General features: G+C 66.4%; 12 protein-coding genes and 1 tRNA gene. 12 read left to right on the top strand and 1 reads right to left on the bottom strand.

Features of this window, described 5'->3' with window-relative positions; all coding sequences use genetic code 11:
• Positions 1–70 precede the first annotated feature (70 nt).
• Positions 71–146, bottom strand: a tRNA-Arg gene (locus tag AC2VOU_RS02035).
• 113 nt (positions 147–259) lie between these two features.
• On the opposite strand from AC2VOU_RS02035, the gene argS reads away from it, so the two are divergent.
• From argS to AC2VOU_RS01975, 12 genes are all read left to right on the top strand, one after another.
• A complete protein-coding gene (gene argS / locus AC2VOU_RS02030) occupies positions 260–1,912 on the top strand; it encodes an arginine--tRNA ligase (RefSeq protein ID WP_486955856.1) in 1,653 nt (550 codons plus the stop codon).
• Between the two features lie 80 nt (positions 1,913–1,992).
• Positions 1,993–3,327, top strand: a complete 1,335-nt coding sequence (lysA, locus tag AC2VOU_RS02025) for a diaminopimelate decarboxylase (RefSeq protein WP_486955858.1) — start codon at positions 1,993–1,995, stop codon at positions 3,325–3,327.
• Between the two features lie 4 nt (positions 3,328–3,331).
• On the top strand, positions 3,332–4,657 hold the full coding sequence (locus AC2VOU_RS02020) for a homoserine dehydrogenase (protein ID WP_486940792.1): 1,326 nt from the start codon (positions 3,332–3,334) through the stop codon (positions 4,655–4,657).
• Positions 4,654–5,736: a threonine synthase gene (thrC, locus tag AC2VOU_RS02015; RefSeq protein WP_486955855.1), complete on the top strand. Its 1,083-nt coding sequence runs from the start codon at positions 4,654–4,656 to the stop codon at positions 5,734–5,736. The genes AC2VOU_RS02020 and thrC overlap by 4 nt, the downstream gene beginning before the upstream one ends.
• Complete coding sequence (thrB, locus tag AC2VOU_RS02010) at positions 5,736–6,671, top strand: homoserine kinase (protein ID WP_486955854.1); 936 nt, start codon at positions 5,736–5,738, stop codon at positions 6,669–6,671. The genes thrC and thrB overlap by 1 nt, the downstream gene beginning before the upstream one ends.
• 337 nt (positions 6,672–7,008) lie before the next feature.
• Positions 7,009–8,796: a transcription termination factor Rho gene (gene rho / locus AC2VOU_RS02005; protein ID WP_486955857.1), complete on the top strand. Its 1,788-nt coding sequence runs from the start codon at positions 7,009–7,011 to the stop codon at positions 8,794–8,796.
• 119 nt (positions 8,797–8,915) lie between these two features.
• Positions 8,916–10,523 carry a fatty-acid--CoA ligase FadD1 gene (gene fadD1 / locus AC2VOU_RS02000; protein WP_486955853.1) on the top strand — a complete coding sequence of 536 codons (1,608 nt, stop codon included), beginning with the start codon at positions 8,916–8,918 and terminating at the stop codon, positions 10,521–10,523.
• Between the two features lie 138 nt (positions 10,524–10,661).
• A complete protein-coding gene (rpmE, locus tag AC2VOU_RS01995) occupies positions 10,662–10,904 on the top strand; it encodes a 50S ribosomal protein L31 (protein ID WP_486940033.1) in 243 nt (80 codons plus the stop codon).
• A gap of 102 nt (positions 10,905–11,006) precedes the next feature.
• The gene (gene prfA / locus AC2VOU_RS01990) at positions 11,007–12,080 is read left to right on the top strand and encodes a peptide chain release factor 1 (RefSeq protein WP_486955852.1); all 1,074 of its coding nucleotides are present in this window, start codon (positions 11,007–11,009) and stop codon (positions 12,078–12,080) included.
• Positions 12,077–12,931 (top strand): peptide chain release factor N(5)-glutamine methyltransferase, encoded by an 855-nt coding sequence (gene prmC, locus AC2VOU_RS01985; RefSeq protein WP_486955851.1) that lies wholly within the window; start codon positions 12,077–12,079, stop codon positions 12,929–12,931. The genes prfA and prmC overlap by 4 nt, the downstream gene beginning before the upstream one ends.
• Positions 12,931–13,584 (top strand): L-threonylcarbamoyladenylate synthase, encoded by a 654-nt coding sequence (locus AC2VOU_RS01980; protein ID WP_486955850.1) that lies wholly within the window; start codon positions 12,931–12,933, stop codon positions 13,582–13,584. The genes prmC and AC2VOU_RS01980 overlap by 1 nt, the downstream gene beginning before the upstream one ends.
• A 51-nt stretch (positions 13,585–13,635) precedes the next feature.
• A complete protein-coding gene (locus AC2VOU_RS01975; protein ID WP_486955849.1) occupies positions 13,636–14,826 on the top strand; it encodes a glycosyltransferase family 4 protein in 1,191 nt (396 codons plus the stop codon).
• The last annotated feature ends 2 nt before the right edge of the window (positions 14,827–14,828 follow it).

Below are 14,828 nucleotides of genomic sequence, written 5' to 3'. Positions count from 1 at the left end.
GAAGGGCGCGGCCGGGGCATTCGACGTTTAGCGAGGTGGCCGAAAAGACCGCTTTAACTGCTAAAACGCTTGGTGCCCCCGGCAGGATTCGAACCTGCGGCCTTCTGCTCCGGAGGCAGACGCTCTATCCCCTGAGCTACGGGGGCGCACGCGAAAAACACGGCGCCAATGGGCCTCGACAGACTAACGCATCACAGCGGCCGGTCGAGCATCGGAATGGATTCGAAGCCCGAGGACCTCAGCCCATAGGATGGCCTGCGTGAATCCCGCCGATCTGGCCGAGCTGCTGAAGGCCACCGCGACCGCGGTGCTGACCCAGCACGGGCTCGACACCGCCGCGCTGCCGCCGGCGGTGGCCGTCGAGCGGCCACGCAACCCCGAGCACGGCGATTACGCCAGCAACCTGGCCCTGCAGCTCGCCAAAAAGGTCGGCGCCAATCCCCGTGAGCTGGCCGGATGGCTGGCCGACGCGCTGGCGCAGGCCGACGGCATCTCCTCGGCGGAAATCGCCGGGCCCGGCTTCATCAACCTGCGGCTGGACGCCTCGGCGCAGGGCTTGATCGTCAGCAATGTCATCGTCGCCGGGCACGCCTACGGTCACTCCGACGCCGAGGCCGGCCACACGATCAACCTCGAGTTCGTCTCCGCCAACCCCACCGGCCCGATTCACATCGGCGGCACGCGTTGGGCGGCCGTCGGTGACGCGCTGGGCCGGCTGCTCTCTACCCAAGGTGCCGACGTGGTACGCGAGTACTACTTCAACGACCACGGCGCGCAGATCGACCGGTTCGCCAACTCGCTGATCGCTTCAGCTAAAGGCGAGCCGACGCCCGAGGACGGCTACGCCGGCAACTACATCGCCGACATCGCCGCGCACATCCTGCAGCAGGTGCCGGACGCGCTGAGCCAACCGGACGCCGAGCAGCACGAGACGTTCCGGCGGATCGGCGTCGAGTTGATGTTCACCCACATCAAGAAATCGCTGCACGATTTCGGCACCGACTTCGACGTCTTCACCCACGAAGACTCAATGCACACCAGCGGCCGGGTCGATCAGGCGATCGAGCGGCTCCGCGAGAACGGCAACATCTACGAGAAAGACGGCGCAACCTGGTTGCGCACCAGCGCCTTTGGCGACGACAAAGACCGCGTCGTGATCAAGAGTGACGGCAAGCACGCCTACATCGCGGGCGATCTCGCGTACTACCTGGACAAGCGCGAGCGCGGATTCGACCTGTGCATCTACATGCTCGGCGCCGACCACCACGGCTACATCTCCCGGCTGAAGGCCGCCGCCTTGGCATTCGGCGATAGCCCGGGCACCGTCGAGGTGCTGATCGGCCAAATGGTCAACCTGGTCCGTGACGGACAGCCGGTCAAGATGAGCAAGCGGGCCGGCACCGTGATCACCCTCGACGACCTGGTCGAGGCGATCGGCGTCGACGCCGCGCGCTACAGCCTGATTCGCTCGTCGGTGGACACCCCGATCGACATCGACCTCGCGCTGTGGTCGTCGGCGTCCAGCGAAAACCCGGTCTATTACGTGCAATACGCGCACGCGCGGCTTTCCGCGCTGGCCCGCAACGCCGCGGAGCTCGGACTGATCTCCGACACCGGTCACCTCGATTTGCTTACCCACGACAAAGAGGGCGCGTTGATCCGCAGTCTCGGCGAGTTCCCGCGAGTGCTGAAAACGTCCGCATCGCTGCGGGAACCGCACCGGGTCTGCCGCTACCTCGAAGACCTCGCCGGTGACTACCACCGGTTCTACGACTCGTGCCGGGTGTTGCCGCAAGGCGACGAGGAAGCCGGCGAACTGCATGCCGCGCGTCTGGCGCTCTGCCAGGCGACCCGGCAGGTCATCGCCAACGGCCTGGCCATCCTCGGCGTCAGTGCTCCGGAGCGAATGTGAACGCGCACCCGGCCGGCCCCCGCCATGCCGAAGAGTTCCACCAATCCGGCGTTCCGCCACGACCGTCGAGTGCCCGAGAGCTGCTGGCGCTGGCGCCGAATGTATGGCCGCGCAACGCCGTTCGCGGTGACGACGGCGTCGTCAGCATCGCCGGGGTTTCACTGCAGACGCTGGCGCACAACTACGGCACACCGCTGTTCGTGATCGACGAGGACGACTTCCGCTCGCGCTGCCGCGAGATCGCAGCCGCGTTCGGTGGCGGCGCCAACGTGCACTATGCCGGAAAGGCGTTCCTGGCCAGCGAGATCGCTCGCTGGATCAACGAGGAGGGCCTGTCGCTGGACGTCTGCACCGGCGGCGAGCTCGCGGTCGCGCTGCACGCCGATTTCCCGCCCGAGCGAATCACGTTCCACGGCAACAACAAGTCCGTCGCTGAACTGACCGCCGCCGTCAAGACCGGGATCAAGAATGTGGTGGTCGACTCGATGATCGAAATCGAGCGACTCGACGCCATCGCAGGGGAAGCGGGCGTCGTCCAGGACGTCCTGGTGCGCGTCACCGTCGGGGTCGAGGCGCACACCCACGAGTTCATCTCCACCGCGCATGAAGACCAGAAGTTCGGGCTGTCACTGGCCAACGGAGCGGCGATGGCCGCGATCCGGCGGGTGTTCGCCACCGATCACCTCCGCCTGGTCGGCCTGCACAGCCACATCGGCTCGCAGATCTTCGATGTCGGCGGCTTCGAGATCGCCGCACACCGGGTGATCGGACTGCTGCGCGATGTGGTCGCCGAGTTCGGCGTCGACAAGACCGCGCAGATCGCTACGGTCGATCTCGGTGGTGGCCTTGGTATTTCGTATCTCCCCAACGACGATCCGCCACCGGTGGGTGAACTTGCCGACAAGCTCAGCGACATCGTGCGCAGCGAATCCGCCGCGGTGGGTCTGCCGGTTCTGCGCCTGGTTGTCGAACCCGGGCGCGCGATCGCCGGCCCGGGAACGGTGACGCTGTACGAAGTCGGCACTGTCAAGGACGTCGGTGTCAGTGCGACCGCGCACCGGCGCTACGTCAGCGTGGACGGCGGCATGAGCGACAACATCCGCACGTCACTGTACGGCGCCGACTACGACGTCCGACTGGTCTCCCGCGCCACCGAGGCCGAGCCCGCCTTGGCCCGGATTGTCGGAAAGCACTGCGAGAGCGGCGATATCGTGGTGCGCGACACCTGGGTGCCGGACGACATAGCGCCCGGTGACCTGGTCGCGGTCGCCGCGACCGGCGCCTACTGCTATTCGCTGTCGAGCCGGTACAACGTGATCGGCCGCCCTGCAGTGGTGGCCGTCCGTGATGGAAAGTCCCGTCTGGTCTTGCGCAGAGAGACGGTTGACGATCTGTTGAGTCTGGAAGTGAGGTAAGTCGGTGGCAAGCGATGAAAAGCCGGTCGGCGTAGCGGTATTGGGACTTGGCAATGTGGGCAGCGAAGTTGTCCGCATCATGAAGGAAAGCGCCGACGACCTCGCCGCCCGCGTCGGGGCGCCGCTGGTGCTGCGCGGCATCGGTGTTCGACGCGTGGCCGGTGACCGCGGTGTGCCCGTCGAACTGCTCACCGAGGACATCGAAGCACTGGTGTCCCGCGACGACGTCGACATCGTCGTCGAGGTGATGGGTCCGGTCGAACCGTCGCGCAAGGCGATCCTGGCCGCGCTGGAGCACGGCAAGTCCGTGGTGACGGCCAATAAGGCGCTGCTGTCGGTGGCCACCGGCGAACTGGCGCAGGCTGCCGAAAACGCCCATGTCGACTTGTATTTCGAGGCCGCGGTGGCGGGTGCCATTCCGGTGATCCGCCCGCTGACCCAGTCGCTGGCCGGTGACACCGTGCAGCGGGTGGCCGGCATTGTCAACGGCACCACCAACTACATCCTGTCCGAAATGGCCAGCACCGGCGCCAGCTACGAGCAGGCCCTGGCCGACGCGAGCGCGCTCGGGTATGCCGAAGCCGACCCGACCGCCGACGTGGAAGGCTACGACGCCGCAGCGAAGGCCGCCATTCTGGCGTCCATCGCCTTCCACACCCGGGTGACCGCCGACGACGTCTACCGCGAGGGCATCACCAAGATCAGCGCGGACGACTTCGCGTCCGCGCGTGCCCTGGGCTGCACCATCAAGCTGCTGTCGATCTGCGAGCGGATCGCGGGCGACGACGGGCAACAACGGGTTTCGGCTCGGGTTTACCCTGCATTGGTGCCGCTGGAGCACCCACTCGCCACGGTAAGCGGCGCTTTCAATGCCGTCGTCGTCGAGGCGGAGGCCGCCGGCCGGCTGATGTTCTACGGACAGGGCGCCGGCGGAGCACCGACCGCGTCGGCGGTGACCGGTGATCTGGTGATGGCGGCCCGCAACCGGGTGCTGGGCAGCCGGGCGCCCAAGGAATCCAAGTACGCGCAGCTCTCCATCGCGCCGATGGGCATGATCCCCACCCGCTACTACGTCAGCATGGACGTCGCGGACAAGCCGGGTGTATTGGCCACGGTCGCTGCGGAATTCGCCAAGCGGGAGGTCAGCATCGCCGAGGTGCGTCAGGAAGGCGTGGTCGGTGAAGACGGGCGGCGTGTCGGAGCCCGCGTGGTGGTGGTCACCCATACCGCGACCGACGCCGCGCTGTCCGAAACCGTCGACGCGCTGGCCGAGTTGGACGTAGTGCAGGGCGTGGCCAGCGTCCTGCGGTTGGAAGGAACCAACGTATGACTTCCTCCAAGACAGCCGTGCACCGACGGTGGCCGGGCCTGATCGAGGCCTACCGAGAACGGCTGCCGGTCGGCGACAACTGGACGCCGGTCACCTTGCTCGAGGGCGGTACGCCGCTGATTTCGGCACCCCGGCTCTCCGAGCGGGTCGGCTGCACGGTGTACCTGAAAGTCGAGGGGCTCAACCCCACCGGGTCGTTCAAGGACCGCGGCATGACCATGGCCGTCACCGACGCGGTGGCCCGCGGTCAGCAGGCTGTGCTGTGTGCGTCCACCGGCAACACGTCGGCGTCGGCCGCGGCCTACGCCGCCCGCGCCGGCATCACCTGTGCCGTGCTCATTCCGCAGGGCAAGATCGCGATGGGCAAGCTCGCGCAGGCGGTCATGCACGGCGCCAAGATCATTCAGGTCGACGGCAACTTCGACGACTGCTTGGAGGTGGCTCGCAAGATCGTCGCAGACTTCCCGACGATCGCGTTGGTCAATTCGGTCAACCCGGTTCGCATCGAGGGCCAGAAGACCGCGGCGTTCGAAATCGTCGACGTCTTGGGTGATGCGCCCGACATTCACGCTCTGCCGGTGGGCAACGCCGGCAACATCACCGCGTACTGGAAGGGCTACACCGAGTACCACGCGGACGGCGTGAGCGAAAAGCTTCCGCGCATGCTCGGCACTCAGGCCGCCGGCGCGGCTCCGCTGGTGTCCGGCGTGCCGGTGAAGAATCCCGAGACCATTGCCACCGCGATCCGGATCGGCTCGCCGGCATCGTGGGGGCCCGCCGTCGCCGCCCAGGAGGAGTCCAACGGGCGCTTCCTGGCCGCCACCGACGACGAGATCCTGGCGGCATATCACCTGGTCGCCGTCACTGAAGGGGTCTTTGTCGAGCCGGCGTCGGCGGCCAGCATCGCGGGTCTGCTCAAATCGGTCGACGACGGCTGGGTGCAGCCGGGATCGACGGTGGTGTGCACGGTCACCGGCAACGGCCTCAAGGATCCCGACACCGCGTTGCGCGACATGCCGAAGGTGGAGCCGGTCCCGGTCGACCCCGTCGCCGTCGTCGCGACCTTGGGGCTGGCCTAGTGCTGGCCTCCGGGCTGCTGGGCAACTCGGTCGTCCCCGCCTCCAGCGCCAACCTCGGGCCAGGCTTCGACAGCCTCGGGCTGGCGCTGAGTCTTTACGACGAAGTCATGGTCGAGACAACAGATGCCGGTCTGGTCGTCGAGGTCGAAGGGGAGGGGGCCGGGGAGCTGAAGCGCGACGCCGGCCATCTCGTCGTACGCGCCATCCAGCGCGGGTTGCAGGCGGCCGGTGTCGGCGCCGCGGGCTTGAAAGTGCGTTGTCGCAACGCTATTCCGCACTCTCGCGGCCTGGGCTCGTCGGCTGCGGCGGTCGTCGGTGGCCTCGCCGCGGTGAATGGACTTCTCGCACAAGCGGGTTTGACGCCGCTGAGCCAAGCTCAGCTGATCCAGCTGTCATCGGAGTTCGAGGGACATCCCGACAATGCAGCCGCTGCGGTCCTGGGTGGCGCCGTCGTGTCCTGGACCGACACCAGCGGCGGGTCGCCCGCCTACGCGGCGGCTCAGGTCCGGTTGCATCCCGAGATTCACCTCTTTCCGGCCATTCCCGTGCAGCGTTCGTCGACGGTCGAGGCCCGGGTGCTGCTGCCGACGCAGGTCAGTCACGAGGACGCCCGCTTCAACGTAAGTCGGGCCGCGCTGCTGGTGGTGGCCCTTACCGAACGGCCCGACCTGCTGATGGCGGCCACCGAGGATGTGCTCCACCAGCCGTACCGGGCACCGGCCATGCCGGCGTCGGCGGAATACCTGCAACTGTTACGCCGTTGCAACCTAGCGGCTGTGCTTTCCGGGGCCGGACCGGCGGTCATCGCGCTCAGTACGGCGTCCGAACTGCCCGCCGAGGTGCTGGACTACGCGGCCGCAAACGGCTTCCAGGTCAGCGAGATGGCGGTCGGCGATGGTGTACGCTGGGGTTCTGGGGTAGCAGTTCCCAGCTAGTGTCCTCGGACACCGCGAAGTGGCTTCTTGCTTCCGGCACCGAAGAAGGTTATTCTCGGTTCCGTCCAGCAATCGCAGTCATCTGCATGATGCGCAGACATTGCGCGACCCCTAGGACGAACACCAAATTCTTCTCGTGGACGATGGTTCGCCATAACATCGCCAATCTTGGCAATCACCGTTGCAGAGTCGATCTTTGGCAGCACTCGGCGAATTCACCGAATGCTACGAACCCCTGGCTTGATTCGATCAGCGAGGGAGAGAAAGGAAATCCGTGACCGATACGGACCTCGTTACGGCTGGCGACAGCACTGAAAATGACAAGCTGCCCACGCCTGTGACCCCCGATACTTCCAGCGAGGCCGACGCCCGTTCGAGTGGCTCGGATGCTTCGCTGGCCACCATGGTGCTGCCCGAATTGCGCGCGCTGGCCAACCGGTCTGGCGTCAAGGGCACCTCTGGAATGCGCAAGAGCGACCTGATCGCCGCGATCCGAGAGAGCCGTCAGGGCGCCCGCCCCAATGGCGTGTCGACCAACGGCGACTCGGCATCGTCCGCCAGCCACGCCGCGGAGGCCGCTGACCAACACAACGAGGCGGCCGCCACCAGCCCCGCCGACGCCGGCGACACGGCTCCTGCCGAGGACAACCGCGCCCGGGACAAGCACAACGACCGGGGCGATAAGAAACAGCACAACGGCAACGACAAGCCCGCCGAGAACAAGTCCGAAGAACGCGCCTCCGACAAGGATGCGGACAAGGGTGGCGAGCAGGGCTCCGCAGGACAGCAAAACCGCGGTGGCCAGAACAACCAGAACCAGAACAACCAGAACCAGAACAACCAAAACCAGAACAACGACGACGACGGCGACGGACGTGGCGGTCGCCGCGGTCGCCGGTTCCGGGAACGTCGTCGCCGCGGTGAGCGGCCCGGCGAGGGCGGCGGTGGCAATGACACCGAGCTGCGCGACGACGACGTCGTACAGCCAGTCGCCGGGATCCTCGACGTGCTGGACAACTACGCGTTTGTCCGGACCTCCGGCTACCTGGCTGGCCCCAACGACGTCTACGTCTCGATGAACATGGTGCGTAAGAACGGATTACGCCGCGGTGACGCTGTGACCGGTGCAGTGCGGGTGCCCCGCGAAGGCGACGGCGGCGACAAGAACCCGCGTCAGAAGTTCAACCCGCTGGTGCGCTTGGACACCGTCAACGGCGGGCCGGTCGAGGACGCCAAGGATCGTCCCGACTTCACCAAGCTGACGCCGTTGTACCCCAACCAGCGCCTGCGTCTGGAGACCACCGGCGATCTGCTGACCACCCGGGTCATTGACCTGATCATGCCGATTGGCAAGGGACAGCGTGCGCTGATCGTGTCCCCACCCAAGGCGGGTAAGACGATGATCCTGCAGGCCATCGCGAACGCGATCACCAAGAACAATCCCGAGTGCCACCTGATGGTCGTGCTCGTCGACGAGCGGCCCGAAGAAGTCACCGACATGGCGCGCTCGGTCAAGGGCGAGGTGATCGCCTCGACGTTCGACCGACCGCCGACCGACCACACAGCGGTCGCCGAGTTGGCGATCGAACGTGCCAAGCGGCTGGTGGAACAGGGCAAAGACGTTGTCGTGCTTCTTGACTCGATCACCCGTCTGGGCCGCGCGTACAACAATGCGTCGCCGGCCTCGGGTCGTATCCTGTCCGGTGGTGTCGACTCCACCGCGCTCTACCCGCCCAAGCGTTTCCTTGGCGCCGCTCGTAACATCGAGGGGGGCGGATCGCTGACGATCATCGCCACGGCGATGGTCGAGACTGGATCTACCGGTGACACAGTCATTTTCGAGGAATTCAAGGGTACCGGTAACGCGGAGCTCAAGCTCGACCGCAAGATCTCCGAGCGCCGGGTGTTCCCGGCCGTCGACGTGAACCCCTCGGGTACGCGTAAGGACGAATTACTGCTCTCGCCCGACGAGTTCAGCGTGGTGCACAAGTTGCGCCGCGTGCTGTCTGGTCTGGATTCCCACCAAGCCATCGACCTGCTGATGTCGCAGCTGCGAAAGACCAAGAACAACTACGAGTTCCTGGTCCAAGTGTCAAAGACGACGCCGGGAATGGACAACGACTAGCTGATTCAGATCGGTTAGCACACCGCTGCGGTCGGTCAATCATGGCCGTCCCGCTCCGTTACCGTCGGCGCGACGGTAACCTGCGCCTTGTCGGAGGCCGACGGGAAAGCGGTGAGCCAGTGGCGGACACTATCCAGCAACTGCTTCGCGCACGCAGGAACGACTCCACGCCTGCCGTCAAGTACGAAGACCGGGTGTGGAGCTGGCGCGAGCACCTCGCCGACGCCTCGGCAACCGCGGCCGCACTGATCGGCATCGCCGACCCCGAGCGTCCGTTGCATATCGGCGCGCTGCTGGGCAACACCCCGGAGATGCTCACCGCGATGGCCGCGGCCGCGCTCGGTGGCTTCGTGCTGTGCGGCATCAACGACACCCGCCGCGGCGCGGCGCTGGCCTCGGACATCGTGCGCGCCGACTGTCAGATCTTGCTGACCGATTCTGCGCATCGGGCGTTGCTCGACGGCCTGGATCTGCCCGGGGTCCGGGTCATCGACGTCAGCACCGATCGGTGGTCGACCCTGGTCGCTTTGGCCGGGCCGTTGGTGCCGCATCGGGAGGTGGCGCCGACCGACACGCTGATGATGATCTTCACCTCGGGAACCAGTGGCGAACCGAAGGCCGTTCAGATCACGCACTTGACTGTTATCTTCGCCGGTGCCAACCTGATTGGCCGCTTCGAGGTGGATACGTCCGACGTCTGCTATCTGTCGATGCCGCTGTTTCACTCCAACGCGCTGCTCGCCGGGTGGAGCGTGGCAGTCGGCTCCGGTGCGGCGATGGTCCCCGCCACCTTCTCGGCGTCGCGGCTGCTGCCGGACCTACGCCGTTACGGCGCCACCTACATGAACTACGTCGGCAAGCCGCTGGCCTACGTGCTGGCCACTCCCGAACAGCCCGACGACGCGGAGAACCCACTACGGGTCGCATTCGGCAACGAGGCCAGCGACCGCGACATCGCCGAGTTCAGCCGGCGATTCGACTGCGCGGTCTGGGACGGCTTTGGCTCCAGCGAGGGCGCCATCATCATCACCCGCGAAGACGGCTGCCCGCCCGGCTCACTGGGACAAGGCTTTCCGGGCGTCAGCATCTACAACCCGGACAGCCTCGCCGAATGCGCGGTGGCGCAATTCGACCGCGACGGCGCGCTGCTCAACCCCGACGAGGCGATCGGCGAACTCGTCAACACCACCGGCGCCGGCCTGTTCGCCGGCTACTACAACGACCAGGCCGCCACCGACGCCCGGTTGCGCAACGGCATGTTCTGGTCGGGCGACCTGGCCTACCGCGACGCCGACGGCTGGATCTATTTCGCCGGCCGCAGCGGCGACTGGCTCCGCGTCGACGGTGAGAACATGACCACCGCGCCGATCGAGCGGATCCTGCAGCGGCTGCCCGCGGTCAGTCAGGTCGCGGTCTACGCGGTCCCTGATGAGCAGGTCGGCGACCAGGTCATGGCAGCGCTGGTGCTGGTCGATCGCGCGATACTGCAGCCGGGGGAGTTCAGCGACTTCCTGGCCGCCCAGCCCGATCTGTCGCCGAAGGCGTGGCCGCGACACGTCTGGATCACCGACACGATGCCCACCACCGCCACCAACAAGGTCCTCAAGCGGCAGCTCACAGCGCAGGGCAGCGCCCCCGACGGGGGCGTTGTGTGGACTCGCATCGGCCGCGGCACCAGCTATACGGCGGTCGACCGCTCGGTAAAAGCGCAGGTGGGACCGAGCTAGCTCGGGGAATGCCCGGGGCGCCGCGCGCGTTTAGGGCCGTAGCGGCTGAACTGGCATAATGAGCAGCCGACGGCACGGTTCCGGTTCACGTCTGAGCATGACTTGGCGACCCGGCGACCGACGAACGAAGAGGAAACCATGAAAGCTGACATTCACCCCGCATACGGCGAGACCACCGTGGTCTGCGGTTGCGGCAACACATTCCAGACGCGCAGCACCAAGGAGAGCGGCCACATCGTGGTCGAGGTCTGCTCGCAGTGCCACCCGTTCTACACGGGCAAGCAGAAGATTCTGGACAGCGGTGGCCGCGTGGCCCGGTTCGAGAAGCGCTACGGCAAGCGCAATGCCGGCGCTGACAAGGAAGCTTCGGCCGACAAATAGCGCGATCGACGCCCGGACTGTCGCGATAGTTGCGCAGGACGGGCGTCGCTTTATGTGCGGAAGACTCCAGCATGTGTGGGACAGTCCAGCGAGGAGGTGAGCATGACCGAAGGCGCTAGGGGGATTGACGCGCTGGTGGCTGAGCACGCCGATCTCGAGAAGAGACTGTCCGACCCCGAGTTGCACAGCGATGCGGCCAACGCGCGCAAGGTCGGTCGCCGCTTTGCGCAGCTGGCTCCGATTGTGGCGACGCATCGCCAGCTCACTTCCGCGCGTGAGGATCTCCAGACAGCGCATGAACTCGCCGTCGACGATACGTCGTTCGCCGACGAGGTCGGCGAGTTGGCGGCCCGAGTCGACGAGTTGGAGACCAAGCTCAGCGACATGCTGGCGCCGCGTGACCCGCACGACGCCGACGACGTGGTGCTCGAAGTCAAATCCGGTGAGGGCGGCGAGGAATCAGCTCTCTTTGCCGCAGACCTGGCCAGGATGTACATCCGCTATGCGGAACGCCACGGCTGGACCGTGACGGTGCTGGACGAAACCTACTCCGACTTGGGTGGCTACAAAGACGCAACCCTGACCATCGCAAGCAAGGGCGATTCGGCGGACGGCGTCTGGTCGCGGCTGAAGTTCGAGGGCGGCGTCCACCGCGTGCAACGCGTTCCGGTCACCGAATCCCAAGGCCGCGTGCATACTTCGGCTGCAGGCGTGCTGGTGTACCCCGAACCCGAGGAAGTGGGCGAGGTGCAGATCGACGAATCGGATTTGCGGATCGACGTGTATCGCTCGTCGGGCAAAGGGGGCCAGGGCGTCAACACCACCGACTCCGCGGTGCGAATCACTCACCTGCCCACCGGGATTGTCGTCACCTGCCAGAACGAGCGGTCGCAGCTGCAGAACAAGGCCCGCGCGATGCTGGTGCTCGCGGCTCGCTTGCAGGCGCTGGCCGAAGAGCAGGCGTCCGCCGACGCCTCCGCCGACCGGGCCAGCCAGATCCGCACGGTCGATCGCAGCGAACGCATTCGCACCTACAACTTTCCGGAGAACCGGGTGACCGATCACCGGATCGGCTACAAGGCGCACAACCTGGATCAGCTTCTGGATGGTGACGTCGACGCTTTGTTCGACGCCCTCGGCGCCGCCGACAAGCAAGCCCGGCTGCAGCAGGCATGACCATTCAGCCCCGATTGCGTTGCGCAATCGACTCGGCGACCACACTGCTGAAAGACTCCGGCATCGACTCCGCCCGCTACGACGCGGAAGAACTGGCCGCGCACCTGGCTGGCACCGAGCGGGGCCGACTGGCGCTGCTTGCCACACCCGACGACGGCTTCTTCGATCGCTACCGCGCCACGATCGCCGAGCGGTCGCGCCGGGTTCCCTTGCAGCACTTGACGGGCACCGCCGCCTTCGGGCCGGTGGCGCTGATGGTCGGGCCCGGTGTATTCATCCCTCGCCCCGAAACCGAGGCGATGCTGGAATGGGCCACCACACAGGCCCTTCCAGACGCTGGGGTGATCGTCGACCTCTGCACCGGTTCGGGTGCGCTGGCGCTCGCGTTGGTGCGGCACCGGCCTGACGCCCGCGTGATCGGCGTCGACGACTCCGAGGCGGCGCTGGAATATGCGCGAACCAACGCCGCGGGCACCACGGTGGAGTTGGTAAAGGCCGACGTCACCGTGCCCGGTGCGCTCAGCCCGCTCAACGGGCGGGTCGACCTGCTGGTGTCCAACCCCCCCTACGTTCCAGACGGCACCGAGCTTGACCCCGAAGTGCTCGACCACGATCCGTCGCACGCCGTTTTCGGTGGACCCGACGGGATGACAGTTGTCACCGCGATCGTCGACATCGCGCAGCGACTGCTCCGCCCCGGTGGCTTGTTCGCCGTCGAGCACGACGACACCACGTCGGCCTTGACCGTTGAATTGATCTCGCGCACAGGATGTTTCGAAGAAATTACGCCACGCAACGATCTCACCGGGCGCCCTCGATTCGTCACCGCCCGAAGGGCGGGCGATCGCTGATGAGCGAGACGATCGACTGCTCGACGCCCGAACAGCGTTCGCGTGCCATCGCATCGGCGGCGGCAGCGGTGAAAAACGGCGGCCTGGTCGTGTTACCGACCGACACGGTGTACGGCGTGGGCGCCGACGCGTTCAACAGTGCGGCGGTGACCGCTCTGTTGAACGCCAAGGGCCGTGGCCGCGACATGCCGGTGCCGGTGCTGGTCGGCTCCTGGCACACCATCGACGGCCTGGCCATGTCGGTGTCCCCGTCGATGCGCAATCTGGTCCGCGCGTTCTGGCCCGGCGCCCTGAGCCTGGTGGTCAGACAGGCGCCGTCAGTGCACTGGGACCTCGGCGATGCCCGCGGCACCGTCATGCTGCGCATGCCGTTGCATCCGGTGGCGATCGAGTTGCTGCGCGAGGTCGGGCCGATGGCGGTGTCCAGCGCCAACATCTCCGGACGCCCGCCGGCGGTGAACGCCGGCGACGCCCGCCTGCAATTGGGTGATCTCGTCGATGTTTACCTCGATGGCGGGCAGGCGGCCCAGCAGGCCGCCTCGACCATCCTGGACCTCACGTCTGCCCAGCCGCGCATCCTGCGCTCGGGTCCGGTCAGCGCCGAGCGCATCGCCGAGGTGCTCGGCATCGACGCCGACCGGCTGACCGGCTGAACGGTCGGGTGAATTAGCTCGATCTCAGGACGGTGCACTACGGTTTTTCGGATGGTCAGCGGTGCCGACAACCTCGCCGGCGGTTTGCTCGGTTTGACCGATCGGGGCGCCGGTGTCCCGCTGCGCGAACTCGCTCTCGTCGGCCTGACCGCCGCGATCGTCACCTATTTCGCCACCGGACCGGTACGGGTGATAGCGACCCGATTGGGAGCGGTGGCCTATCCGCGCGAGCGTGATGTGCACGTGACCCCGACGCCGCGGATGGGCGGCCTGGCGATGTATGCCGGAGTGGTCTCCGCGGTGTTCCTGGCGGCGCAGCTGCCCGCTCTCACCCGCGGCTTCGTCTACTCGACAGGCATGCCCGCGGTGGTGCTGGCGGGCGGGCTGATCATGGGCATCGGCCTGATCGACGACCGCTGGGGTCTGGACGCGCTGACGAAATTCGCCGGTCAAATCACCGCGGCAAGCGTGCTGGTCACGATGGGCGTCGCCTGGAGCGTCCTCTATATCCCGCTGGGCGGGGTGGGCACCATTGTGCTCGACCAGGCGTCGTCGATTCTGCTCACGCTGGCGCTGACCGTTTCGATCGTCAACGCGATGAATTTCGTCGACGGGCTCGTCGGCCTGGCCGCCGGATTGGGACTCATCACCGCGCTGGCGATCTGCATCTTCTCCGTTGGGCTGCTCCGCGACCACGGTGGGGATGTGCTGTTCTATCCGCCCGCGGTCATTTCGGTGGTGCTGGCGGGAGCGTGCCTGGGTTTTCTGCCGCACAACTTTCATCCGGCCAAGATTTTCATGGGCGATTCCGGCTCGATGCTGATCGGTCTGATGCTGGCCGCGGCGTCGACGACGGCCGCCGGACCCATCTCGCAGAGCGCGTACGGCGCGCGCGATGTGTTTGCTCTGCTGTCGCCGTTTCTGATCGTCGTGGCGGTCATGTGGTTGCCGATGCTCGACCTGCTGCTCGCGATCGTGCGGCGTACCAGAGCGGGGCAGAGCGCGTTCAGCCCCGACAAGATGCATCTGCATCACCGCCTGCTGCAGATCGGCCATTCTCATCGCCGGGTCGTGCTGTTGATCTACTGGTGGGGAGGCATCGTGGCTTTCGGCACGGCAAGCACCATTTTCTTCAATCCGCGGGACACCGCCGCCGTCATGTTGGGGGCGATCCTGATCGCGGTCGTCGTGACGCTGATCCCGCTGCTCCGACGCCGTGACGATGTCTACGACGAGGAGTAGTA

The sequence above is a fragment of the Mycobacterium sp. TH-M25 genome, from assembly GCF_057473665.1.
This window is presented reverse-complemented; position numbering and strand designations above follow the sequence as displayed.

Excerpts from the sequence above, each read along its gene's own strand:
- prfA (WP_486955852.1), top strand. The coding sequence starts at position 11,007 with ATGACCGAAGGCGCTAGGGGGATTGACGCGCTGGTGGCTGAGCACGCC.
- thrC (WP_486955855.1), top strand. The coding sequence starts at position 4,654 with ATGACTTCCTCCAAGACAGCCGTGCACCGACGGTGGCCGGGCCTGATC.
- AC2VOU_RS01980 (WP_486955850.1), top strand. The coding sequence starts at position 12,931 with ATGAGCGAGACGATCGACTGCTCGACGCCCGAACAGCGTTCGCGTGCC.
- prmC (WP_486955851.1), top strand. The coding sequence starts at position 12,077 with ATGACCATTCAGCCCCGATTGCGTTGCGCAATCGACTCGGCGACCACA.
- AC2VOU_RS01975 (WP_486955849.1), top strand. The coding sequence starts at position 13,636 with ATGGTCAGCGGTGCCGACAACCTCGCCGGCGGTTTGCTCGGTTTGACC.
- rpmE (WP_486940033.1), top strand. The coding sequence starts at position 10,662 with ATGAAAGCTGACATTCACCCCGCATACGGCGAGACCACCGTGGTCTGC.